The following is a 22,848-nucleotide window of genomic DNA, read 5'->3' as shown; positions in this document are numbered from 1 at the left end:
GGCACTGTCCTGCAGGTCAAGCTGACCTGGGGTGCGGCACCGCTCGACGTGGACTCGCACATGCTCACGCCGCAAGGGGCGCACGTCTTCTACTCGTCCAAGGGTTCGCTGTCGGCTTCGCCCTACGTCAACCTCGACATCGATGACGTCACTTCCTTCGGCCCCGAGTTCGTGTCCGTCCGCCGACTGGCTCAAGGCACCTACCGCTACTACCTGGACAACTACTCCAGCACCTTCAATCCCGGCATGACGGGCTCCCCGGTCAAGGTGGAACTCATCTACGACGGCAACACCACGGTCTACACGCCGGGGCCGGGCGAAGGCACGCTCGACAAGTGGCACGTCTTCGACATCGTCGTCGACGCCCAGTGCCGTGTCACGGTCACCACCGCCAACGCCTGGATGGCAAGCGACCCGCCCAACCCGAACCCGAGCCCCAGCGAGTCAGTCACCTACTGCAACTGATCTCGGCTTCGGCCACTCTGTGGGGCGGACCTTGTCCGCCCCTTTTTCATGGGCGTGCGCCATGGCGGATGTCAGCAGACACGACACCCTGCGCCGCTATCATGTCCGGTTTCGCGTCACGCCCGATGCCACCCCGCAAGCCCGCCGCCCCCGCCGACGTTTCTTCCATCGAAGCCCCCGTCATCCGGGTGCGCGGCGCACGCACGCACAACCTCAAGAACATCGACCTCGACATCCCGCGCAACCAGCTGGTGGTGATCACCGGCCTGAGCGGCTCTGGCAAGTCGAGCCTGGCTTTCGACACGCTGTATGCCGAAGGGCAGCGGCGCTACGTGGAGAGCCTCTCGGCCTACGCGCGGCAGTTCCTGCAGCTGATGGACAAGCCCGACGTCGACGTGATCGAGGGCTTGTCGCCCGCCATCAGCATCGAGCAGAAAGCCACCTCGCACAACCCGCGTTCCACCGTCGGCACGGTGACCGAGATCCACGACTACCTGCGTCTGCTCTATGCACGGGCCGGCACGCCCTTCTGCCCCGAGCACCAGCTGCCGCTGCAGGCGCAGAGCGTGAGCCAGATGGTCGACGCCGCGCTGGCCTTGCCGCCCGATACCAAGCTGATGGTGCTGGCCCCGGTGGTGCGCGACCGCAAGGGCGAGTTCACCGAGTTCTTCGCCGACATGCAGGCACAGGGCTACGTCCGCTTCCGCGTCGACGGCACGACCTACGACGCCACCGACGTGCCCAGGCTCAAGAAGGCGGAGAAACACGACATCGACGTGGTGATCGACCGCGTCAAGGTCCAGCCCGGCTTGCAGCAACGATTGGCCGAGAGCTTCGAGGCGGCGATGCGCATCGCCGACGGCCGCGCGATGGCGCTGGAGATGGACACGGGCCGCGAGCACCTGTTCAGCAGCAAGTTCGCCTGCCCCATCTGCAGCTACTCCTTGAGCGAGCTGGAGCCGCGGCTCTTCTCCTTCAACTCGCCGGTGGGCGCCTGCCCCAGCTGCGACGGCCTGGGCCAGGTGACGGCCTTCGATGCCGAGCGCGTGGTGGCCTTCCCCTCGCTCAGCCTGGCCAGCGGCGCGGTGAAGGGCTGGGACCGGCGCAACGGCTACACCTTCTCGCTGCTGGAGAGCGTGGCCCGGCACTACAAGTTCGACATCGACACGCCTTTCGAGGATCTGCCCAAGAAGGCGCAGCAGGTGCTGCTGCACGGCTCGGGCGACGAGGAGATCAGCTTCGTCTACGAGGCCGAGGGGGGCAAAGGCAAGACGCGCAGCGTCAAGCGCAAGCACCCCTTCGAAGGGATCATCCCCAACCTGCAACGCCGCTACAAGGAGACCGACTCGGCCGCCGTGCGCGAAGACCTCGCGCGCTACCAGGCCGCCAGGCCATGCCCCGACTGCCACGGCACGCGCCTGCGCACCGAGGCACGCCATGTGTTCCTGCAGGGCGAAGGTGACAAGCAGGGCGAGCCGATCTACCGCGTCGAGCACTTCACGCTGCGCGAGTGCCTGGCCTATTTCGAGTCGCTGCACCTCAAGGGCGCCAAGGCCGAGATCGCCGACAAGGTGATCCGCGAGATCCGCTCGCGGCTCAAGTTCCTCAACGACGTGGGCCTCAACTACCTGAGCCTGGACCGCAGCGCCGACACGCTCTCGGGCGGCGAGTCGCAGCGCATCCGCCTCGCCTCGCAGATCGGTTCGGGTCTCACCGGCGTCATGTACGTGCTCGACGAGCCCAGCATCGGCCTGCACCAGCGCGACAACGACCGCCTCATCGGCACGCTGCGCCACCTGCGCGACATCGGCAACAGCGTGCTGGTGGTCGAGCACGACGAAGACGCGATCCGCGCCGCCGACCACGTGATCGACATGGGCCCGGGTGCCGGCGTGCATGGCGGGCACGTGATCGCGCAAGGGCGCCCCGAGGACGTGGCCGCCAGCGCCGAATCCTTGACCGGCCGCTACCTGTCGCAGGTGCTCAAGATCGCGGTGCCGAAACAACGGCACCGCCTGGCCGATCAAGACGAGCCGCAGCGCTTGCGCATCGTCAACGCCCGCGGCAACAACCTGAAGGGCGTGACGGCCGAGATCCCGGTGGGCCTCTTCACCTGCGTGACCGGCGTGTCCGGCTCGGGCAAATCGACGCTCGTCAACGACACGCTGTACGCGGCCGTGGCGCGCAAGCTGTACGGCAGCCACGCCGAGCCCGAGGCCCACGACGCCATCGAAGGCCTGGACGTGTTCGACAAGGTGATCAGCGTCGACCAGAGCCCGATCGGCCGCACCCCGCGCAGCAACCCCGCCACCTACACCGGCCTCTTCACGCCCATCCGCGAGCTGTTCGCCGAGGTGCCCACCGCACGCGAGCGCGGCTATGGCCCGGGGCGCTTTAGCTTCAACGTGGCGGGCGGGCGTTGCGAGGCCTGCCAGGGCGACGGCGTGCTCAAGGTCGAGATGCACTTCCTGCCCGACGTGTACGTGCCCTGCGACGTGTGCCACGGCAAGCGCTACAACCGCGAGACGCTGGAGGTTCAGTACAAGGGCAAGAACATCACCGAGGTGCTGGAGCTCACGGTGGAAGACGCGCACGGCTACTTCAACGCCGTGCCGAACATCGCACGCAAGCTGCAGACCCTGCTTGACGTGGGCCTGGGCTACATCCGCCTCGGCCAGAGCGCGACCACGCTGTCGGGCGGCGAGGCGCAGCGCGTGAAGCTCGCGCTCGAGCTCAGCAAGCGCGACACCGGCAGCACGCTGTACATCCTCGACGAGCCCACCACCGGCCTGCACTTCGCCGACATCGACCTGCTGCTCAAGGTGCTGCACCAGCTGCGGGACGCCGGCAACACCATCGTGGTGATCGAGCACAACCTCGACGTCATCAAGACCGCCGACTGGCTGATCGACATGGGCCCCGAGGGCGGCGCCGGCGGCGGCACCGTGGTGGCCAGCGGCACGCCGGAAGAGGTGGCGGCCAACCCGGCCAGCCACACCGGGCACTACCTGAAGCCGCTGCTGCGCTGATCGCACCGTGCTGCGCTGCAAGGCGGCACGAATCATGCGAAGTTGCCACTATTGGCAAGGCGCGTGTGCCGCACTACATTGCGCCAGCCCGACAATCCCGCGTTCGCCCCCCGTTCGCTCCCTCGTTCGACACCCCTCGCGACACACCCCATGCCGCCTGCGTCTTTGCCTGCTGATGAACACCACCGGTTGGCCACGCTGCAGGCATCGGGCCTCCTCGACAGCGAGCCCGAAGAGAGTTTCGACACCCTGGCGCAGTGCGCGGCGCAGCTGACGGGTTGCCCCATCGCCGTCATCAGCCTGATCGACGCCGATCGCGAGTGGTTCAAGGCGGTGCACGGCTGGGACGAACTGCCGGTGCGTGAGATCCCGCGCGCCATCTCCTTCTGCAACCACGCACTGGCCGCCGACAGCCTGTTCGAAGTGGCCGATGCCGCGCGCGATCCGCGTTTCGCACACAACCCCTTCGTCACTGGCACGCCCCATGTGCGCGCCTACGCCGGCGAGCCGCTGCGCGTGAACGGTGCCACCCTCGGTGCGCTGTGCGTCATCGACACCCACGCGCGCACGCTCACCGAGGCACAGCGCGACAGCCTGCGACGCCTCGCCCGCCTGGCCAGCGAGCTGCTGGCACAGCGCCTCGGCACGCCGCCGGTGGACGAGGAGCATGCACGCCTGCTCGACTTCGCTCGCGCCTCCGGTGACTGGATGTGGGAGACCGATGCGCAGCTGCGCTACACCTGGGTCTCGCCCAACTTCGAAACGGTCACGGGCCTGTCGCCGGCCGCCATGAAGGGCCAGCTGCTCGCCGACTCGCCGCTGCTCGACGGCCTGGGACAGCCACTGGGCGGCCAGCGCAACCTGCACATGCTGCTCCGCCGGCACCAGCCGGTCACCCGCGTCATCACCGACAAGACCACGCCACGCGGCGTGCTGCAGGTTTCGCGCAGCGCCGTGCCGGTGTTCGATGCACAGGGCCGCTTCTGCGGCTTCCGCGGCACGGCGCGCGATGTCTCGGCGCACATCGCCGCCGAGCGCCGCACCCACGGCCAGGCCGAGCTGCTGCGCAAGCTGACGGCGCAGGTGCCGGGCGTCATCTACCAGCTCTGGCTGCAACCCGACGGCAGCACCAGCTACACCTACGCCAGCGAGGCCTCGCGCGAACTCTTCGGTGCCGCCCCGCCGCGCAACGACGACGGCGGCGACTGCGACGTCGTCTGCCGCCTGCTCCACCCTGACGACCAGCCCGGCTACATGCCCAGCCTGGTGGCCGCGTCGCGCACGCTGGTGCCGTGGCAACGCGAGTTCCGCATCGTGCGCGACGGCGTGGTGCGCTGGATCGAGACGCGCGCCGTGCCCGAGCGGCACCCGGCCGGCGGCACGCTGTGGCATGGCTTCTCGTCCGACGTGACGGTGCGCAAGGAAACCGAACTCGCGCTGCGCAGCAGCGAAGAGCGCTGGAGCCTGGCCGCCGAAGCGGCGGGCATCGGCATCGCCGAGTTCGACCTCGTCGGCGGCCGGATGAGCCTGGACGCGCGCGCCTGCTCCAACCACGGCCTCAAGTTCCCGCAGCCGGCCTACCCGTTCACCGAATGGCTGGCCGCCATCCACCCGGATGACCGCTACGGCGTGCAGGCACGCGTCGACCAGGCCATTGCCACCGGCGGCATGCTGGAGGCACGCTACCGCCTGCCGCGTGCCGACGGCAGCGAGGCCACCCTGGAGATCTTCGCCCGCTGCACCTATGGCAATGGCCAGCGCGTGACCGGCCTGGTGGGCACCTGCCGCGACATGACGCAGCAGGCCGCACACGAGCAGTTGCGCAGCGACAAGGAAGCCGCCGAACGCGCCAGCCGCGCCAAGAGCGAGTTCCTCTCGCGCGTGAGCCACGAGCTGCGCACGCCGCTCAACGGCATCCTCGGCTTCGCGCAGCTGATGGCCATCGACCGCGTGAACCCGCTCGCCGCCGACCAGGGCCGCCGCCTCGACAGCGTGTTGCGCGCCGGGCGCCACCTGCTGGAGCTGATCAACGACATGCTCAACCTGGCGCGCATCGAGCAGGAGGACTTCTCGCTGCAGCAGGCGCCGGTCAACCTGACCGCCACGCTGCAGACCTGCTTCGCGCTCATCCAGCCGCTGGCCGACAGCGCCGGCGTGCGCCTGGTGGCGCCGACCAAGCGCGCCCACTGGGCCCAGGCCGACGCGCGCGCGGTGGAGCAGGTGCTGCTCAACCTGCTCTCCAACGCCATCAAGTACAACAAGCCGGCCGGCGCGGTGCGCGTGGCCCTCACGCGCAGCGGCTCGCGCATCCAGGTGGCGGTGAGCGACGACGGCCCGGGCCTGAGCGCCGAGCAGCAGTCGCACCTGTTCCAGCCCTTCAACCGGCTGGGTGCCGAGCAGAAGCGCGTGGAAGGCACAGGCCTCGGCCTCGTGATCGCGCGCGAGCTGGCGGCCTCGATGAACGGGGAACTCAAGGTGCGCAGCGAGCCCGGCAAGGGCTCCACCTTCTCGCTGCTGCTGCCTGCCGGCGCCGCGCCGGCCGCGGTGCGCGGCGGCGATGCGCCCGGCGAGACCTCGCAGCCCCCGCAAGCCGAGGAACGCCGGCGCGTGCTCTACATCGAGGACGAGCCGCTCAACGTGCTCTTGATGCAAGAGGTGTTCAAGGCCCGCCCGCAATGGGAACTGGAGGTCGCCACCGACGGCAGCTCGGGCCTCGCGGCCGCGCGCGCACGACGCCACGACCTGCTGCTGATCGACATGAACCTGCCCGACATGAACGGGCTGGAACTGATCCGCGCCCTGCGCAGCGACACCCAGGGCGCCGGCCTGCAGTGCATCGCGCTCTCAGCTGATGCGATGCAAACACAGATCGACGCCGCCCTGGCGGCCGGCTTTGACGGCTACTGGACGAAACCGATCAACGTGGTCCACATCCTCGAAGGCTTGGGACAGGCTTTGAATTAGCCCCCCAGTCGCTTCGCTCCTGCCCCCAAGGGGCGCCGCCTGGCGGCCCGGCAAAGCCGGCTCCGCGGGCGTTGCTTGATGAGTGCTTCGCTGCGCTCGCACATCCCCGTCCGCTCGGCCTGAGGTATCGAAGGCCTGCTCCTTCGACGCCAGAATGAAAAAAGCCGGTGCAATGCACCGGCCTTCTCAATCAGCGTATCGCCGCGATTTACTTCAGGTGACCATTGATCAGCTTGGTCATCTCGAACATCGAGACCTGGGCCTTCTTGAAGATCTCCTTCAGCTTGGCGTCGGCGTTGATCATCGTGCGCTTCGCCTTGTCCTGCAGGTCGTTCTTCTTGATGTACTCCCACACCTTCTTGGTCACTTCCGTGCGCGGAACCGGGGTGCCACCGATGATGGCGGCCAGTGCGGCGCTCGGGGTCATGGCCTTCATGAAGGCGGCGTTCGGGGTGCGCTTCTTGGCCGGAGCCTTCTTCGCAGCCGCCTTCTTGGCGGGCGCCGCCTTCTTGGCCGGAGCGGCCTTCTTCGCGGGAGCGGCCTTCTTTGCAGCGGCCTTCTTGGCCGGAGCGGCCTTCTTGGCCGGGGCCTTCTTTGCTGCGGGTTTCGCAGCCTTCTTCGCAGTTGCCATTTTGAATTTCTCCATCAAATAAGTTGTTGATGTGCCCGGGTTGGGTGAGAGCCGCATGAGCTCTCTGTTCTCCATGGACCACGTGCGGAGCGAATACTACTGCGAGAGTGCTGCATTGAGAAGCAGTTTTCATAGGTAAAACGCGCATTCGTGCCCCGTGCAGCACGCTTTTGTCGCTGTGGCACGTCACCTCGGTGCTGCTTTGATGCACCTCGCATCGCACGAGGAACGTTCAGTAGACGTCTCGTCGGTAGCGCCCTGCGTCGCTCAAACGCGCGAGTTCATCGCGCCCCAGCACCTGCTCGAGCGCCGCATCGACGCCGCCCGCCATGCCTTCGAGGCTGCCGCAGACGTAGATCGCCGCACCGTCGGCAACCCATTCGCGCACGCGCTGCGCTTCGCCGATGAGGCAATGCTGAACGTAGACGCGTTCGGCCTGGTCGCGCGAGAACACGAGATCGGCCCGCGCCAGCACGCCTTGCGCGAGCCAGGCCTCGATCTCGTCGGCGAAGAAGCGGTCATGTGCCGACTGCCGCTCGCCGAACAGCAGCCACGCGGGCCGGCGCTGCGCGCTCGCGGCGCGTGCCTTGAGGTGGCTGCGCAGGCCGGCGAGGCCGGTTCCGTTGCCGATGAGCAGCAGCGGCCGCGCCGCGTTGTCGCCGATGCGAAAGCTGCTGTGCGCGCGCAGGCGAAGCGGCATCTCGGTGCCGAGCGGCGCCTGCTCCGTGAGCCAGCCGGAGGCACAGCCGAGCGAGCCATCGGCATGCCGCTCCTGGCGCACGAGCAGGTGCACGCGGCCATCGGACGGCAGCGACGAGACGGTGTACTCGCGCGGCCGCACGGGGTCCCCCGGTGCGCGCAACTGCACCAGGTCGCCGGCTTCCCATGCAGGCAGCGCAGCACCCACCGGCTCCAGCTCGAGATGGCAGACCGGTGCACCTTGGCTGCCGGCATTGAGCACGCACCGCTCGACCAGGCGCCAGCGGTCGAAGGCCGGCGCCTGCCAGTCGGGCAGGTCGGTGGTGCCGGCGAGGTGCGCCACCTGGTGCTGCCAGGTGGTGAGGGCTGCAGCGTCTTCGTTGTCGAGCTCCACGCGCTCGAACAGGGCGCCGGCGCCGCGCTCTTGCAGCCAGGCATCGAGGCGGCGGCCAAAGCCGCAGAAGTGGGCATAGCTGCTGTCGCCCAGCGCCAGCACCGCGTGGTGCAGCCGCGGCAGCTTCAGTTCGGCCGACATCACCTGCTGCGCGAAGCGCGCCCCGTTGTCGGGCGCATCGCCTTCGCCGTAGGTGCTGACGATGAAGAGCGCGCGCTCGGTGCGAGCCAGCTCGTCTTGCGTGAGCTGGCCCAGCGGCAGCAGGCGCACCGGCACGCCGCCGGTGTGCAGCAGGCGTGCGCTCTGCTGCGCCAGCTGCTCGGCGAAGCCGGTCTGGCTGGCGTAGGCCACGAGAACGGGTGCTGCGCCTTCGGCGGCGGTGCCGAGGGCGGCCACGTCCCGCTGCGCCCGCAGACGCTTGCTGTGCTCGCGCCACCAGATGACGCCGCACAGCGCCGCATACGCCAGCAACACGGCGGCTGCGGCAAGGAGTTGCGCCCGGTTCATGCGAGTGCGGTGAAGGCGCGGCTCATGCGCTCTTGCAGGCCGCCATCGGGCTGGCGGGTGATGAAGAGGGCCGCGATGTCGCGCGCGTCAGCCCAGGCCAGGCCCTCGTCGGGGCCCAGCACGGTGAGCGCGGTGGACAGCGCATCGGCCGCCATGCAGCGCTCGTGCAGCACGGTGACGAGCGCCAGGCCGTGCGCGATCGGCCGGCCGTTGCGCGGGTCGATGGTGTGCGGATAGCTGACGCCGCCGCTGCGGAAGAAGCGCCGGTAGTCGCCCGAGGTGGCCACGCTCAGGCCGTGCAGGGCCACGCGCGTTTGCACCGCGTCGGGGCCGAGCACCTCCAGGTCCACCCACCAGGGCTGGCCATCGGGCTTGACGCCGCTGCCGCGCAGCTCGCCACCCACTTCGACCAGCGTCTCGTCGAGGCCGAAGCGCTGCGCGAGCAGGGCCGCGATGCGGTCGACGGCGTAGCCCTTGGCGATGGCCGAGAGGTCGATCTGCAAGCCGCCTGGCTGGCGCACGCGGCGCGCCGCGGCATCGAACTCCAGCCGCTGCCAGCCGCTCACGGCGCGCGCCGCGTCGATCTGCGTGGGCGACGGCGGCGCGAAGTCGGGGTCGCCGTGCCGGCCGTGCGGGCCGAAACCCCAGGCGTTGACGAGCGCGCCCGCAGTCGGGTCGTAGGCACCGGCGCTGTCGCGCGCGACAGCCAGGCCGTAGCCAAGCACCTCGAAGAAGGCCTCGGGCCGCGCCTGCCACTCACCGGCCCCGGCCAGGTTGAAGCGCGTGATGTCGGAATCACTCTCCCACGGGCTCATCTGCGCGACGACCTCGTCCAGCTCGCTTTGGATCGCCTGCGCAATGGCCTCGGTGCGCAGCGCAGGCGGCCCCACCAGGCGCACCGCCCAGGTGGTGCCCATGGACAGGCCTTCGAGCGCGTGCACGGCCCCACCCAAGGCAGGCGCACGCGGGCTGATGGCCTGCGGCACCAGCACGCGCAGGTTCATCGCAGCGTCACTCAGTCCGGCAGCACTTCGACGGTGGCGCTCAGGCTGGCGCGACGCGCCGGCTGGGCGGCCGTGCCGCCGGGGCCGCGACCGCCGGTGTTGGCGCCGATCCAGTAGCGGCCGGCCTCGGGCCACTTGACGCTGAACTGCCCCTGCGCATCGGTCTTGAGCGCGATCTCGCCCATCTTGTAGCGGTAGCGGTTGCCGCCGCGGATGAGCGTCACGTCGATGTTGGCGGCCGGCTGGCCGTCGATCAGCAGGCGGAAGCTGGAGGTGTCGCCCACGCTCAGGTCGGTGGGCGCGCTGAGCGGGATCAGCTCCAGGCCCGTGCCTTGCGGCGCAAAGCTGGGGGCCACGGGCCTCTTGTCGTCCTGCTCATAGGTGACGTAGGTCTCCACGCGCGCCTGGGTGCGCGTGACCTGCAGCTCTTCGGCGTTGGCCGGGATCTCCTTGGCCATTGCCTCCAGGCTGCCGCGCCAGCGCTTGGTCTCACCGCCGAGCTTGTAGCTCGCCATCGCGCTTTCGCTGAAGTTGACGATGCGGTAGGTGCCGGGTTGCGTGGGCTTGAAGTCGAAGCTGTTGCGGCGGCGCGTGGTCGTCACCGCCTCGGGCTTGCTCTTGCCGCCATCGGGCGCGGTGATGGACAGGCCATCGAGCGCGAGCGCGTTGGTGTCGTACTCGAACAGGTCTTCGGAGACGGCAGCGTCGACCACCACGGTGGGCTCCTTGCCGCTCACCACGGTGGCGGACGGCAGCAACCAGGTGCGGTGCGCGTGGGCGGCGGTGGGCAGCAGGGCGGCCGCGGCGAGCAAAGCGAGGGAGAGGCGTGTCAGGTTCATGGCGTTTCTCCGGGGCGTGTCGTTCAGGGCTTGGCGTTCAGGGCTTGAGTTCGAGCGAGACGGCGCCGAGCTCGTGCTCGCCCTGCACCTTGACGGTCTGGGCGCTCTTGATGGGCCACTCGAAGGGCGCGCGCAGCACCTCGCGGCCGCCGTTCTCGCGCGAGGCCTCGATCACCAGCTGGTAGCTGCCCGGCGGCAGCGCGGCCAGTGCCTTGGCGCCAGCCAGGCTGAACGCATGCTCGCCCGGGGCGCGCGTGGCGGCGGTCACGCCGTCGATGGGCGTCTGCAGCTCGCGGCCGCTCTTGCGCCACCACGAGCGCATGTCCTTGAGCCACTTGGCGCCGCCGTTGTCCTTCTTCTTGAGGTCGTACCAGAGCGCCAGGTTGCCGGCGAAGCTCTGGTCGCCGGCCTTCTCGACCCACACCGCCACGTAGGGGCGGTGGTACTCGGCCACGCTCAGGCGCGGCAGTTCGAGCTTGAGGTTGGCTTCGGCAGCGAAGGCAGGGGTCGCGAGCGCGGCCGCGGCGCCCAGGGCCATCGAATAGCGCAGTTGCATCGTGGTTCCTTCAGATAGACGTGAGTGGGTTCAATGGATGAAGAGGATGGCGAGCAGCAGCGGGATCACCAGCCCGCCGGCCACCACGGGCCAGGTGCTGGGCCGGTTGGCCGCGTGCATCTTGAGGATGAAGAGCCCGGTGACCGAGAACACCAGGCAAGCCAGCGCGAAGAGGTCGATGAACCAGCTCCAGGCCGCACCGGTGTGGCGGCCCTTGTGCAGGTCGTTCAAGTAGGAGACCCAGCCGCGCTCGGTGAGTTCGTACTCCAGCTCGCCGCTGTCGCGTGCGATGCGCAGCCAGGCGTCACCGCCGGGTCGCGGCAGGGGGATGTAGACCTCCTCGGGCGACCACTCGGCCGCGCGGCCGGCCACGTCGACGCGGATCGTTTGCGCGACCCAGTCCGCCACGGCGCTCGGCAGCGGCGCGCCGTCGGCCGCCTTGGCGATCTGCGGCAGCAGCTCGCTCGGCATCTGGGCCTGGCGCGTGCTCACCTGCGGCTTGGATTCGATCTGCGTGGCGTGGTTGAGCGTGAAGCCGGTCACCGTGAACAGCAGCAGGCCGACAAGGCTCAGCGCCGAGCTGATCCAGTGCCATTGGTGCAGGGTCTTGAGCCAATAGGCGCGGCGTGCAGTGTTAGACATCGGCCCACATGCGCAGGAGGTTGTGGTATGTGCCCGTCAGCGACACCACCTCGGCCGCGTCGCCCACGCTCGCGCGCAGGCGCTGGATGGTCTGATCCAGCTCGAACAGCATCGCGCGCTGCGTGTTGTCGCGCACCATGCTCTGCAGCCAGAAGAAGGAGCACACGCGCGCGCCGCGCGTCACCGGCTGCACGCGGTGCAGGCTGCTCGAGGGATAGAGGATCAGGTCGCCCGCCGGCAGCTTGACCTCGTGGGCGCCGTAGGTGTCCATCACTTCCAGCTCGCCGCCGTCGTAGTCTTCCGGGTCGCACAGGAACAACGTGCACGAGAGGTCGGTGCGCAAACGCAGGTTGGTGCCCGGCACGCCGCGCACCGAGCCGTCGACGTGCAGGCCGTAGTGCTCGCCGCCTTCGTAGCGGTTGAAGAGCGGCGGCACGAAGCGCAGTGGCAGGGCCGCCGAGACGAACAGCGGGTTCGCCTCCAGCGCCTGCAGGATCACCCGGCCCAGCTTGAGCGACAGCTCGCCCGCCTCGGGCAGCTGCCGGTTCTGCTTGACCTGGGCACCCTGCGCGCCGACGGTGGCGCGCCCGTCCTGCCAGTCGGCCGCGTCGATGGCAGCACGCATCTCGGCCACCTGCCGCGGCGTCAGGACACCCGGTACATGAAGCATCATGGTGGAGATCCTTTCGCCGATGAGAGGTGGGCCGACATGCTGTCTCAGAACGACAGGTTCGCCGTGAGCAGCGCGTTGCGCGCCACGCCCGGGGTGTAGCGCGAGCCGCCGTTGTTGACGGAGGCCACGTAGTCCTTGTCGAACAGGTTGTTGAGGTTGAGCTGCAGCGAGACGTTCTTGTTCACGTCGTAGCTGACCATGGCATCGGCCACCCAGTAGTCGTCGACGGTGACCACGCCCGAGGTCACGGCCGGGTTGCTGGTGCGCGCCACCGTGTCGATGTAGCGCACGCCGCCGCCGATGGTCAGCGCGGGCAGCAGCTTGTAGCTCACCCAGGAGGTGAACGTGATCTTCGGCGTGTAGACGATCGTGTTGCCGCTGGTGCCGGTGTTGCCTTGCAGGATCTCCGAGTCCATGTACGCAAAGCCGGCGTTCAGGTTGAGCGCGGGCGTGACCTGGCCCACCACGCCCAGCTCCAGGCCATCGACGCGGCGCTTGCCGATCTGGGAGTAGGTGGGAACGGTCGCGCCGTCGGACACGATCTCGTTCTTGTTCTCGGCCCGGTAGATGGCACCGGTCAGGCCCAGCTTGCCGTCGAGCAGATCCCACTTGGTGCCCAGCTCGATGTTGCTGGCCTCCTGCGGCTCGAAGTCCGTGCGGTTCTGGCTGTTGCCGCTGTTGGCGAGCTGGAAGTTGTTGCCACCCGGCGGCTGGAACGAATTGGAGACGGCCGCATAGATGCTGCCTGTGGACACGGGCTTGAACACGCCGCCGAGCTTCCAGCTCAGCAGCGCGTCGTTCACGCTCATGGGCCCGTTCTGTGTCAGGACGCCGGTGGTGGTGCTGTAGGCGGCGCTGTTGCTCTCGGTGTGGTACTTCTCCCAGCGCAGGCCGGCGGTGGCCAGCCATTGCTCGCTGAACTTCAGCGTGTCGAAGCCGTAGACCGCGGCGGTCAGCGTGCTGCCCTTGGTGTAGGCGCCGGTGTCCACGGTCGGCTGGAACACATCGCCCGTGCTCGGGTTGTACAGGTTGGCGGGGGCCTGGGCCGTGGCGCCGAGCGGGATCACCTTGTTGATCTGGTTCTGGCGCTCGTAGGTCAGCTCGATGCCGGTCGACAGGTCGTGCTCGACGGAGCCGGTCTTGAACGCCGTCTGCAGGTTGGTCTGGTTGGTGAGGATCTCGTTGCTCTGGTGGCGGCCCTGGCGGCTGCGAGCCACGGTGTAGGTGGCGGGATTGCTGAGAACGACGCCGCTGTTGGCCGGGTTGACCGCATTCACGCCGGTCAACTGGTAGTCCTGCTCCGTGTGGCCCAGGCGCGTTGAGTTGCGCAGCACGATGCCCGGCGCGAAGTCATGCTCGATCTTGGCGGTGAACATGTTCACCGTCACGTCGTTGTAGTCGCCCGTCGAGCCGTAGTAGTTGCTGGGATCGACGGTGGGGTTGCCGGCCGTGCCGGTGGGGTAGATGTAGCCCGGCAGGCCGAAGGTCGACACCCCGCCGTCCGGCACGTTGTTCTGCTTGACGTAGAGGTAGTTGAAGACCGCGCGCGTGGGCGTGCCCAGGCCGAAGGCCAGCGAGGGCGCGAAGCCGAAGCTCTTGTTCTCGACCTCGTCGCGGCCCGGCACCCCGTAGTCCTGCGCCATCACGTTCAGGCGCAGGGCCGAGCCGGGGATGCCCAGCTCGAGCGGCGTGTTGAGGTCGGCCGTGGCGCGCATGCGCTGGTCGGTGCCGAGCGTCACGCTGCCCTTGTTGAAGGCTTCCTTGCCTGCCGTCTTGCTGACCAGATTGACGTAGCCCGACGAGGCGCCGCGACCGTTGTCGGAGCCCGACGGGCCCTTCACCACCTCGACCTGCTCGATGTTGAACATGTCGCGCGAGATCGCGCCCATGTCGCGGATGCCGTCGACGAAGATGCTGTTGCTGGTGTCGAAGCCGCGCATGAAGATGCCGTCACCGGTGGTGGTGTTGCCGTTCTCGCCCAGCTGCAGCGTCACGCCCGGGGTGTTGCGCAGCGCCTCGGTCAGCGTGGTGGCGCTTTGCTGCTGCAGCAGCTCCTTCTTGATGACGGTGATGGTCTGCGGCGTGTCGACCAGCGGCTGCGTGAACTTGGGGCTGGCGACGGTGTCGGCCTTGAAGTCGGTGGCCTCGGGCGCGCTGGCCTTGGCTTTCACCGGCGGCAGCGTCACTTCTTGCGCGGCCTCGGGCTTCCTGGGCTCGGCGGGTGGCGTGGCGGTCTGTGCGGCCACGGGCATGGCGATCGCCATCAGGCCGAGGGCGGCCGGGTAGGCGAGGGGGGATTGCCGCGTTGCTGCGTGCTTGCGGCTCTTGATGTGGGCCAAGGTCTTCTCCTGAGTGGGTGTGTCAGACGACGAGGTGTTCCGTTGCTGGCGATGGCTGGCTCAGGGGGGTATGGACAACGAGGCGTTTCTCCCGCCTCGCGGTGTGTGGCGGCCGTGCGTGGCCGCGCTTTACTTGGTGAGGATGAGCTTTCCGAGCGAGGTCTGGCGCAGGCGGTACAGCGTGCCGCGGTGCTCGATCTGCACCTCTTGCGCACCGGCCAGCAACACGTCGCTGGAGATGCGCTGCACCGCTTCACCCGCCGTCGGCGCAGGGCGCGGCAGCGGCTCGGGCGCCGGTCGGTCGGTTGGCACGGGCGGCGTGGACATGGCTCAGGGTGCCTCGGGGTCGCTGATGAAGCCGACCTTGGTGAGGCCCGCCTTGGTGGCATCGGCCAGGGTCTGGGCCACGTTGCGGTAGGCCACGGCCTGGTCGGCCTTGAGGTGCACCTCGGGCTGCGGCTGCTTCTTGCCTTCTTCCATGAAGCGGCGCGCGGCTTCGCTGCGGTCGACCGGCTCGCCGTTCCAGAAGCGCTGGCCGTTGGCGTCGATGGCGAACTCCACTTTCTCGGCCTTGACGATGTTGGGTTGTGCGTTGGCGCGCGGCAGCTCCAGCTTCACGGCCTGCGTGAGCAGCGGCGCGGTGACGATGAAGATGACAAGCAGCACGAGCATCACGTCGATCAACGGGACCATGTTGATCTCGGCCATGGGTGCGCCGGCGTTGCGGTTGTCGAAACTGGCGAAGGCCATGTCGTTGCTCCTTGGGATGCCGTCAGGCGACGCGCGGGCGCGGCGCCGAGGTACGCACCGGCTGCAGCGGCGCGGGGGCGCTCTCGCTGCTCAGCGGCTGGCCCATCGACACGAAGGTGTGCAGCTCGTAAGCGAAAGCATCGAGCTTGGAGAGGATCACGCGGTTGGAACGCGTGAGCCAGTTGTAGCCCATCACCGCGGGGATGGCGACCGCCAAACCCAGGCCGGTCATGATGAGCGCCTCGCCCACCGGGCCGGCGACCTTGTCCAGCGTGCCGGCACCGCTCATGCCGATGGCGACGAGTGCGTGGTACACGCCCCAGACGGTGCCGAACAGGCCGACGAAGGGCGCGGTGGCACCCACCGTGGCCAGCATGGCAAGGCCGTTCTCCAGGCGCGTGGTCTCTTCGTCGAGCACCTTCTTGATGGTGCGGGTGACGAAGTCGCCGGCGCTGCCCGCCTCTTCGAGCTTGGCCGCGCCGTACTTGGCGTGGTGCGCCTGCGCGTGCATGGCGTGGCTGGTGAGGTGCGAGAAGGGGTCGTTGGCGCCGTGCGTGGCGATCTCGTTGGCCACCGAGTCGAGCGAGGTGGCGTTCCAGAAGAAGTGCAGGAAGCTCTCGCTGCGGCGCTTGCGGGCCACGAGCGTGAGGCCCTTGAGGGCGATGATGGCCCACGAGGCCACCGACATCAGCACCAGGATGAGCAGCAGGGTCTTGCCCACCACGTCGCTTTGCATGATGAAGTGGCCGAAGCCCAGTGCGGTATCAGCGGTTGCCACGGTCATTTCTCCAGTTCGAACATCACGGGGATCACGGCATAGCCCGCCATGGGTTGGCCGTTCACGACATAGGGTTTGAAGCGCCACTTCTTCACCGAGGTCAGCGCAGCGTCGTCCAGCCGAGAAAAGCCGGACGACTTGCTGACCTGCACGCTGGCCACGTGGCCGCGTTCGTCGATGTAGACGCGCAGCGTCACGGTGCCGGCCTCTTGCAGGCGGCGCGAGGTGCGCGGGTACTCAAGCGGCGTCTCGAGGTATTGCACGTCCGCGGCCGGGATCATCTTGGGCGCCGCGGCCGGCATGGGGGCGGGCGGGGCCGGCGGCGCCTCGACAGCCTGCACGGGAGCCGGCGGCGAAGGCACCTCGGGCGGTGGCGCGGTCTCGAAGGCAGCCACCGGCGCATGGGGCACTGGCGGTGCGGCCATCACCACAGGCGGCGGCGCCTTGATCGCAGGCGGTGGCGGAGCGGGTGGCTGAGCAGGTGGGGCCGGCGGCGCGAGCAGCTCCACGAACACCGGTGCGGCGTCCATCACCGCTTCACGCACCGCAGGCACCTGCAGGATGGCCCAGATCGCTCCCACGTGCGCCAGGGCGATCGCGCCGATGACGCCGCGGCGCTGCCCCGTGCTCAAGCCATCGGACGCCGAGGCCGGCCTGCGCAAGGCCAGGGGCGTGGGCGGCAGCGGGGCGACGGTGGCAGGGGTGGAAGGCATCACAGCGGCTCAAAGGGCAGCAAAGCTTTGCGGGGCCGCCACAAAGCTTCACGGGAGAGCCAGTCTAACACTAACGAGAACGATTCGCATTTGCAGAAATGGCGCAGCGTTGCGAGGCTCCGACAGGCCATCCACGCAATCAGGTTCGCCCGGTGCAAAAAAAACGGGCCGCGCAAGCGGCCCGTGTGAGCGAAGGAGAAAACGAAAAATGGCAGAGGTGCAGCCGCCTCAGCGGATGGTCAGCACCTCGGCTTCCTTGCCCGCGTTGCGGCGCATCATCACCAGGAAGCCGGTCTGCGACGGCGAGGCCGTGGCGCCACCCGACACCGTCTGCGTGTCGACACGGCCCAGGCGCAGCGAGCGCACGACACCGCTGCTGTCACCCACCACCGCATAGCGCGGCGTGGACGGCGTGAAGCGCATGTCGAGGATCTCGTCGGTGATGGCACCGGTGAAGTAGTTGTCGTACGCGAAGGCCGAGAAGCTCAGCTGCGTGTCGGCCGTGACCCCCAGCGCGGCCAGCGGCAGCGAGAGGATGGTATTGGCCGAGTTCAGGTCGGCATCGTCGTAGTAGTAGATGCTGGTTCGGCCCGTGGCCAGGTTGGCCACGTTCACCACGCTGACGCCGGTGGCTGCAAAGCCGCCCTGTTCGCTGTTGAACACCGCGAAGTCGGGCACGCCGTCGGCATTGACGTCGATGTCGACCTCGAAGCCACCCGGGTAGGTGGGGTGCGCACGCCGACCGAAGGTGTTGATGGCGAACTGCAGGGCGCCATCGGCCGCGGAGTAGCGCACGCCGACCGCGCGCATGTCGACCACCGCGAAGTTGGAGCCCGGCGTCGGCAGATCGGCCACCGGGTACTTGCTGCTGGTGCCGGTGAGTGCGAACACGTCGAACTCGCTGTCGGCCAGGCCGGCGTTGGCAAACAGGATGATGCCGCCCGGCCAGTTGGAGCGCTGCGCGATCAGGGCGCCGGCTTCGGCCGCCTTGCGCGGCAGGATGTGCCAGGGCACGCTCAGCACCTCGGTGCCAGCGGTCAGCGTGACGTAGCCGTCGTACTCCGGCCCGTCCAGCAGGTCGCCGCGGCCGCCGAGTGCGCCGCCGTCGAGCGTCCAGTCGGGCAGGCGACGCGGGTCGACGCGCAGCTTGACAGTGATCGTCTCGCGGCTGTTCGCCCCAACGCGCACGCTGCTGGGCGCGTGGACGGAGACCGCGCCGCTGGCCTGGTCATCGGCATAGCGGAAGCTGCTGCGGATGCTGAAGGTCTTGGCCCGGTTGCCGAGGTTCTCGACCACCAGCTTCTTCTCGTACTCGGCGAAGCTGCTCACCTCGCGCGCGCCGAACGAGAGCGCGGCGGAGAGGTCGTCCTTGTTGTAGGCCACGGCGTTCAGCGCCAGCGCCTTGTTGACGCGCACCTCGCCCGCGCCGATGCGCGTGATCGGTGCCAGCCGGCCGGGCAGCAGCGCCGCGTTGGTGTAGACCTCGGTCGTGGCGCTGTTCATCAGCATCGACTTGATCTGCAGCGGCGTGCGGTTCGGGAAGGCCTGGATCAGCAGCGCTGCCGAGCCCGCGATCATGGGGGTGGCGCCCGAGGTGCCGCCGAAGGACTCTTCACCGTCGCCCGTGCCGGCCACCGCCGACACCGAGGCGCCGGGCGCGCCGATCTCGGGCTTGATGGTCTGGAAGCTGATGCTGGGGCCGCGTGCCGAGGTGCTGGCCATGCTGCCCACCATGGCCACGCGCGTGGCGTCGGACACGCTCACGTTGACGGGTGCGGCGATGTTGGCCTTGATGGCATTGGAGAGCGACTGCTGGATCACGAGCGTGGGCACGAAGTTCGTGCCGCCGCCGTAGCTGAACGAGACCGCATCGCCCGGGGCGACCAGGCCGATCAGCACCGCGGTCGCACCGGCTGCGGCAGCGCGGTCGACCTTCAGGCTGACCGAGCAGGTGCCGCGGTCGATCAGGGCCACCTTGCCCACCACGTCGGGCAGGGCGGCGCCGCCTGGGCAGGCCGTGCCCACGGCCACCACATTGCCGGTGAAGCCGGCGCCGATGGGCGCCCATTCGACGGTTGCGGTGTTGCCGTACTCACCGGCGATGGCCGCAGGGGAGTTGACGCGCAGGCGGTAGGCCGTGGCGCTGGGCACCGAGGTCTGCGCCACGCTGATCACCCCCGGGGCGATCGAGGGCGAGCTCACCACGTAGGGCAGGTTGGCGCTGTTGCCGGCCGCCACGGCGACCACGATGCCGAGGTCGACGGCGTTCATCAGCGCGAGCGTGGAGTCGTCTTCCACCTGCCCGTAGCTGGAGCCCAGCGAGAGGTTCATCACGTCGACGGAGTCGGAGAGGTCGCCGTCGTCGTTGGGGTCGATGGCGTAGTCGATCGCCTTCAGGATGGAGATGCCATTGCAGCTGGTGGCGACCGCGCTGCACACCTTCAACGCGATGAGCTTGGCGCCCGGGGCCACGCCCTTGTGCGTGCCGTCGAGGCTTTTGCCGCCGATGATGTCGGCCACGTGTGTGCCATGGCCCTGGAAGTCGATCGGGTTCGGGTCTTCGCTGCGATCGCCGTTGGGCCAGGACTCACCGACGAAGTCGAAGCCGCCCACCACCTTGGCGGTGGGGAACACGCTCGGGTCGATGGTGGTGTTGCGCGGGTCGCTGGTGCCGGTGCCGAAGGCCTTCTCGTAGGCCTCGGCCGTGCCGGCGCCACCCAGGTTGCGGTGCGTGTAGTCGATGCCGGAGTCGAGCACGGCCACCTTCACACCGGTGCCGTCGAAGCCGGCCTGCTGCACGGCGCTGGCGCCGATGTAGGGCACGGTCTCGCTCAGGCTCATCTCGTGGTGCACCACGCGGCGCACCTTGGCCACACCCGGCAGCGCCGCGATGGCCTTCAGCTGGCTCGCATCGACGCGCACGGCGATGGCGTTGTGCGCCACGTGCACGCGGCCCAGCTCCACGGCCCCGAGGGCCTGGAGGCGGCTGGCGGCTGCAGATTGGCTGCTCATCAGCGCCGCGCGGTGCGATCGCAGCGCCGCGCGCACACCCTCGGGCGCGGCGCGCAGGGCCTGCATGCTCTTCGCCTGCTCGCGGTCACCCGTGGCCAAGGTGCTGGCCGCGAGGCTGGTGGCGGCCGCGGCCACCGACGCATCGGACAGCGTCACCCACACGTCGACCGAGCCGCGGGCACCGGCCAGCTGCTTGTCGAGCACACCGGGCTGGGCGCCGCCCGGCAGGGACAGCGATCCGACACTTCGCGCGCTGGGGTCGGCCAACGGCGCCTTGTCGGCGTCGGATTCGGCGGGGCCGCTGCCACCGCCGCCGCAAGCGGCCATCACCAGCGAGGCCGTCAAGGCCAACGCGGTTTTCCAGGGAAGGGGCTTGAACACGAGACACTCCTTTTGGGGCAAGTCCACCCGGCCCCGCAAGGGCGGAACCGGGACAGGCCATGCGCGGATAGCGCGTGGCACTGAACGTGGGGTTGGGGAGCCCGCATGCTCGGCGCTGCACTTCGTGGGCGTCAAGCGAACGACACCCCCTATCACTAGGGGGGCGGGGGAACCCTCGGCCTCCAAAGAGATCGCGCGGTGCGTGCTCGCTCACACAGCATCCCGCTATGCTCGCGGCCATGAAGACCATCGTCCGTTGGCTGCTGCTTGCAGCCGCGCTGCTGCTGGTGGCGCACCTCTACTCCGGCGTCACAGTCACGAGCTTCGGCTCGGCCATGATCGCTGCCCTCGTGCTGGGCCTGCTCAACGCGCTGCTGCGCCCGCTGCTGGTGCTGCTGACGCTGCCGGTGACGGTGGTGACGCTGGGGCTCTTCCTCTTCGTCATCAACGCGCTGATGTTCTATTTCGCCGCGCAGCTGCTCGACGGCCTGTCGGTCGCGAGCTTCGGCGCGGCGCTGATCGGTTCGCTGATCTACAGCCTGTGCGGCATGGTCATCGACAGCGCTCTGGAGAGTCTCTTCGCGCGCCAGGGCTGAGGCCACGGCGCGAGCGAAGCAAGCGCAACATCAAGCAACTCCCGCGGAACCGGCTCTGCCGGGCCGCCGGGAGGCGCCCCTTGGGGGCAGGAGCGAAGCGACTGGGGGGCTACTTCAGCATGGCCTTGATGCCACGTACCGCCTGGCGGATGCGCGACTCGTTCTCGATCAAGGCAAAGCGCACGTGGTCATCGCCGTGGTCACCGAAGCCGATGCCGGGTGACACGCTGACCTTGGCCTGCTCCAGCAGCAGCTTGGCGAACTCGAGCGAGCCCAGCGCGCGGTAGCGCTCGGGGATCTGCGCCCAGATGTACATCGAGGCCCTGGGCGTCTCGACCATCCAGCCGGCTTCGTGCAGGCCCTTCACCAACACGTCGCGGCGCTTCTGGTACTGCGCGGCGATGTCCTTCACGCACTGCTGGTCGCCTTCGAGCGCGGCGATGGCCGCCACCTGCAGGGGCGTGAAGGTGCCGTAGTCGTGGTAGCTCTTGATGCGTGCAAGCGCGGCCACCAGTTCGCGGTTGCCAACCATGAAGCCCACGCGCCAGCCGGCCATGTTGTAGCTCTTGCTCAAGGTGAAGAACTCAACCGCGATGTCCTTCGCGCCCGGCACCTGCATGATGGACGGCGCCTTCCAGCCGTCGAACACGATGTCGGCGTAGGCCAGGTCGTGCACGACGAAGATGTCGTGCTTCTTGGCGAGCGCGATCACCTTTTCGAAGAAGTCGAGCTCCACGCACTGTGCCGTCGGGTTGCTCGGGAAGCCGAGCACCATCATCTTGGGCTTGGGGTAGCTGCCGCGGATGGCACGCTCCAACTCGGCGAAGAAGTCGACGCCGGGCACCAGCGGCACCGAGCGGATGTCGGCCCCCGCAATCACCGCGCCGTAGATGTGGATGGGGTAGCTCGGATCGGGCACCAGCACGGTGTCGCCGCGGTCCAGCGTGGCGAGCATCAAGTGCGCGAGGCCCTCCTTGGAGCCGATGGTGACGATGGCCTCGTGATCCGGGTCGATCTCCACCGCATAGCGGTCGCGGTACCAGTGCGAGATGGCGCGGCGCAGCCGCGGGATGCCCTTGCTGGCCGAGTAGCCGTGCGTGTCGGGCCGCTGCGCCACCTCGTTGAGCTTGGCGACGATGTGCGGTGGTGTGGCCCCATCGGGGTTGCCCATGCTCATGTCGATGATGTCTTCGCCCCGCCGGCGCGCGGCGAGCTTGAGCTCGGCCGTGATGTTGAAGACGTAGGGGGGAAGGCGGTCGATGCGCGCAAAGCGGCGCTTGCCTGAAACAGACATTGAAGTGGCTTTCACGTGAGCGCCCGGAACCGTCCGAGCGACGTGCCCCGCAAGGTGCGGGGCTCGCGGATGTTAGCGCGAGGCCAGCGTTGCTTTCACACCTGCACCGCGCACCTCGAAGCGCACGCGCTGGATCTCACGCCCATCGGCGCCGATGAGCTGCAACTCGTGCCGCCCCGGCCATGGCGCCCAGTTGAAGCGCTCGCCTTGCGCCACGCGCTTGCCGTCGAGCCGCCACACGCCGCGCTCGCCTTCGAAGCGGATGCGCTGCGCTTGCGGCGGCATGTCGGGGTCGAGCGCGAACACACTGCCGTCGCGCGGGTTGGTGATGCCGAAGCGCTGCGCCTCGCGCAGCTGCGCACTGGGCTGCCACTGCGCTTGCGTGGTGCCGGCGAGAAAGACCTCGTCACGCGCCGGCTCGCGCCCGCCGGCGATCTGCACGCGCTGGGTCACCACGCCGCGTGGCGGCGGCGGGCGGCGCGAGGGCAGCCCGTGGTGCAGCTGCTTCACCAGCGCCTGCCACACCGGCGCCGCGCCGCTCACGCCGCTCACGTGGTGCATGGCCTCGCCGCTCGCGTTGCC

18 protein-coding genes and 1 pseudogene are annotated in these 22,848 nt (G+C 68.8%); 4 read left to right on the top strand and 15 right to left on the bottom strand.

Annotated elements, in window-relative coordinates:
- The 3 genes from VFL64_RS07150 to VFL64_RS07140 all read left to right on the top strand — a co-directional run.
- Positions 1-465: YfaP family protein (locus tag VFL64_RS07150; protein ID WP_489539686.1), on the top strand; the 465-nt coding region annotated here is incomplete at its 5' end.
- Between the two features lie 125 nt (positions 466-590).
- The gene (gene uvrA / locus VFL64_RS07145) at positions 591-3,494 is read left to right on the top strand and encodes an excinuclease ABC subunit UvrA (RefSeq protein WP_489539685.1); all 2,904 of its coding nucleotides are present in this window, start codon (positions 591-593) and stop codon (positions 3,492-3,494) included.
- 150 nt (positions 3,495-3,644) lie between these two features.
- Positions 3,645-6,458 carry an ATP-binding protein gene (locus VFL64_RS07140; RefSeq protein ID WP_489539684.1) on the top strand — a complete coding sequence of 938 codons (2,814 nt, stop codon included), beginning with the start codon at positions 3,645-3,647 and terminating at the stop codon, positions 6,456-6,458.
- A gap of 208 nt (positions 6,459-6,666) precedes the next feature.
- Here VFL64_RS07140 and VFL64_RS07135 read toward each other — a convergent pair whose 3' ends face one another.
- The 13 genes from VFL64_RS07135 to VFL64_RS07075 all read right to left on the bottom strand — a co-directional run bounded on the left by VFL64_RS07135 (position 6,667) and on the right by VFL64_RS07075 (position 20,376).
- Entirely contained in the window at positions 6,667-7,089 is a 423-nt protein-coding gene (locus VFL64_RS07135) for an SWIB/MDM2 domain-containing protein (RefSeq protein ID WP_489539683.1), read from the bottom strand.
- A gap of 232 nt (positions 7,090-7,321) precedes the next feature.
- Positions 7,322-8,689 carry a sulfite reductase subunit alpha gene (locus VFL64_RS07130; RefSeq protein ID WP_489539682.1) on the bottom strand — a complete coding sequence of 456 codons (1,368 nt, stop codon included), beginning with the start codon at positions 8,687-8,689 and terminating at the stop codon, positions 7,322-7,324.
- Complete coding sequence (locus VFL64_RS07125; RefSeq protein WP_489539681.1) at positions 8,686-9,693, bottom strand: FAD:protein FMN transferase; 1,008 nt, start codon at positions 9,691-9,693, stop codon at positions 8,686-8,688. The genes VFL64_RS07130 and VFL64_RS07125 overlap by 4 nt, the downstream gene beginning before the upstream one ends.
- A gap of 11 nt (positions 9,694-9,704) precedes the next feature.
- Positions 9,705-10,532, bottom strand: a complete 828-nt coding sequence (locus VFL64_RS07120; protein ID WP_489539680.1) for a DUF4198 domain-containing protein — start codon at positions 10,530-10,532, stop codon at positions 9,705-9,707.
- A gap of 37 nt (positions 10,533-10,569) precedes the next feature.
- Positions 10,570-11,088: a DUF2271 domain-containing protein gene (locus VFL64_RS07115; protein ID WP_489539679.1), complete on the bottom strand. Its 519-nt coding sequence runs from the start codon at positions 11,086-11,088 to the stop codon at positions 10,570-10,572.
- 30 nt (positions 11,089-11,118) lie between these two features.
- Positions 11,119-11,730, bottom strand: a complete 612-nt coding sequence (locus VFL64_RS07110; protein ID WP_489539678.1) for a PepSY-associated TM helix domain-containing protein — start codon at positions 11,728-11,730, stop codon at positions 11,119-11,121.
- A complete protein-coding gene (locus VFL64_RS07105) occupies positions 11,723-12,403 on the bottom strand; it encodes a Fe2+-dependent dioxygenase (RefSeq protein WP_489539677.1) in 681 nt (226 codons plus the stop codon). The genes VFL64_RS07110 and VFL64_RS07105 overlap by 8 nt, the downstream gene beginning before the upstream one ends.
- A gap of 44 nt (positions 12,404-12,447) precedes the next feature.
- Positions 12,448-14,742, bottom strand: coding sequence for a catecholate siderophore receptor Fiu (locus tag VFL64_RS07100; RefSeq protein WP_489539676.1), 2,295 nt, complete (start codon positions 14,740-14,742; stop codon positions 12,448-12,450).
- A gap of 129 nt (positions 14,743-14,871) precedes the next feature.
- Positions 14,872-15,069, bottom strand: a complete 198-nt coding sequence (hemP, locus tag VFL64_RS07095; protein WP_489539675.1) for a hemin uptake protein HemP — start codon at positions 15,067-15,069, stop codon at positions 14,872-14,874.
- Positions 15,070-15,072: 3 nt separating this feature from the next.
- Positions 15,073-15,492: an ExbD/TolR family protein gene (locus VFL64_RS07090; RefSeq protein WP_489539674.1), complete on the bottom strand. Its 420-nt coding sequence runs from the start codon at positions 15,490-15,492 to the stop codon at positions 15,073-15,075.
- Between the two features lie 22 nt (positions 15,493-15,514).
- The gene (locus tag VFL64_RS07085) at positions 15,515-16,276 is read right to left on the bottom strand and encodes a MotA/TolQ/ExbB proton channel family protein (protein WP_489539673.1); all 762 of its coding nucleotides are present in this window, start codon (positions 16,274-16,276) and stop codon (positions 15,515-15,517) included.
- Positions 16,273-16,983 (bottom strand): energy transducer TonB, encoded by a 711-nt coding sequence (locus VFL64_RS07080; RefSeq protein ID WP_489539672.1) that lies wholly within the window; start codon positions 16,981-16,983, stop codon positions 16,273-16,275. The genes VFL64_RS07085 and VFL64_RS07080 overlap by 4 nt, the downstream gene beginning before the upstream one ends.
- Before the next feature lie 228 nt (positions 16,984-17,211).
- Positions 17,212-20,376: a S8 family peptidase gene (locus tag VFL64_RS07075; RefSeq protein ID WP_489539671.1), complete on the bottom strand. Its 3,165-nt coding sequence runs from the start codon at positions 20,374-20,376 to the stop codon at positions 17,212-17,214.
- Between the two features lie 239 nt (positions 20,377-20,615).
- Here VFL64_RS07075 and VFL64_RS07070 point away from each other — a divergent pair, with 239 nt between their 5' ends.
- Positions 20,616-20,972, top strand: coding sequence for a phage holin family protein (locus tag VFL64_RS07070; protein ID WP_489539670.1), 357 nt, complete (start codon positions 20,616-20,618; stop codon positions 20,970-20,972).
- A gap of 109 nt (positions 20,973-21,081) precedes the next feature.
- On the opposite strand, the gene alaC is transcribed toward VFL64_RS07070, so the two are convergent.
- Together alaC and VFL64_RS07060 are read right to left on the bottom strand one after the other, a co-directional pair.
- Entirely contained in the window at positions 21,082-22,266 is a 1,185-nt protein-coding gene (gene alaC / locus VFL64_RS07065) for an alanine transaminase (protein WP_489539669.1), read from the bottom strand.
- A 72-nt stretch (positions 22,267-22,338) separates the two neighbouring features.
- A pseudogene (locus VFL64_RS07060) lies at positions 22,339-22,848 on the bottom strand (penicillin-binding protein 1C); the annotation flags it as partial.

Origin of the sequence: Rhizobacter sp. (assembly GCF_035702065.1) — a bacterium.
Lineage (GTDB): Bacteria > Pseudomonadota > Gammaproteobacteria > Burkholderiales > Burkholderiaceae_C > Rhizobacter.
This window is presented reverse-complemented; position numbering and strand designations above follow the sequence as displayed.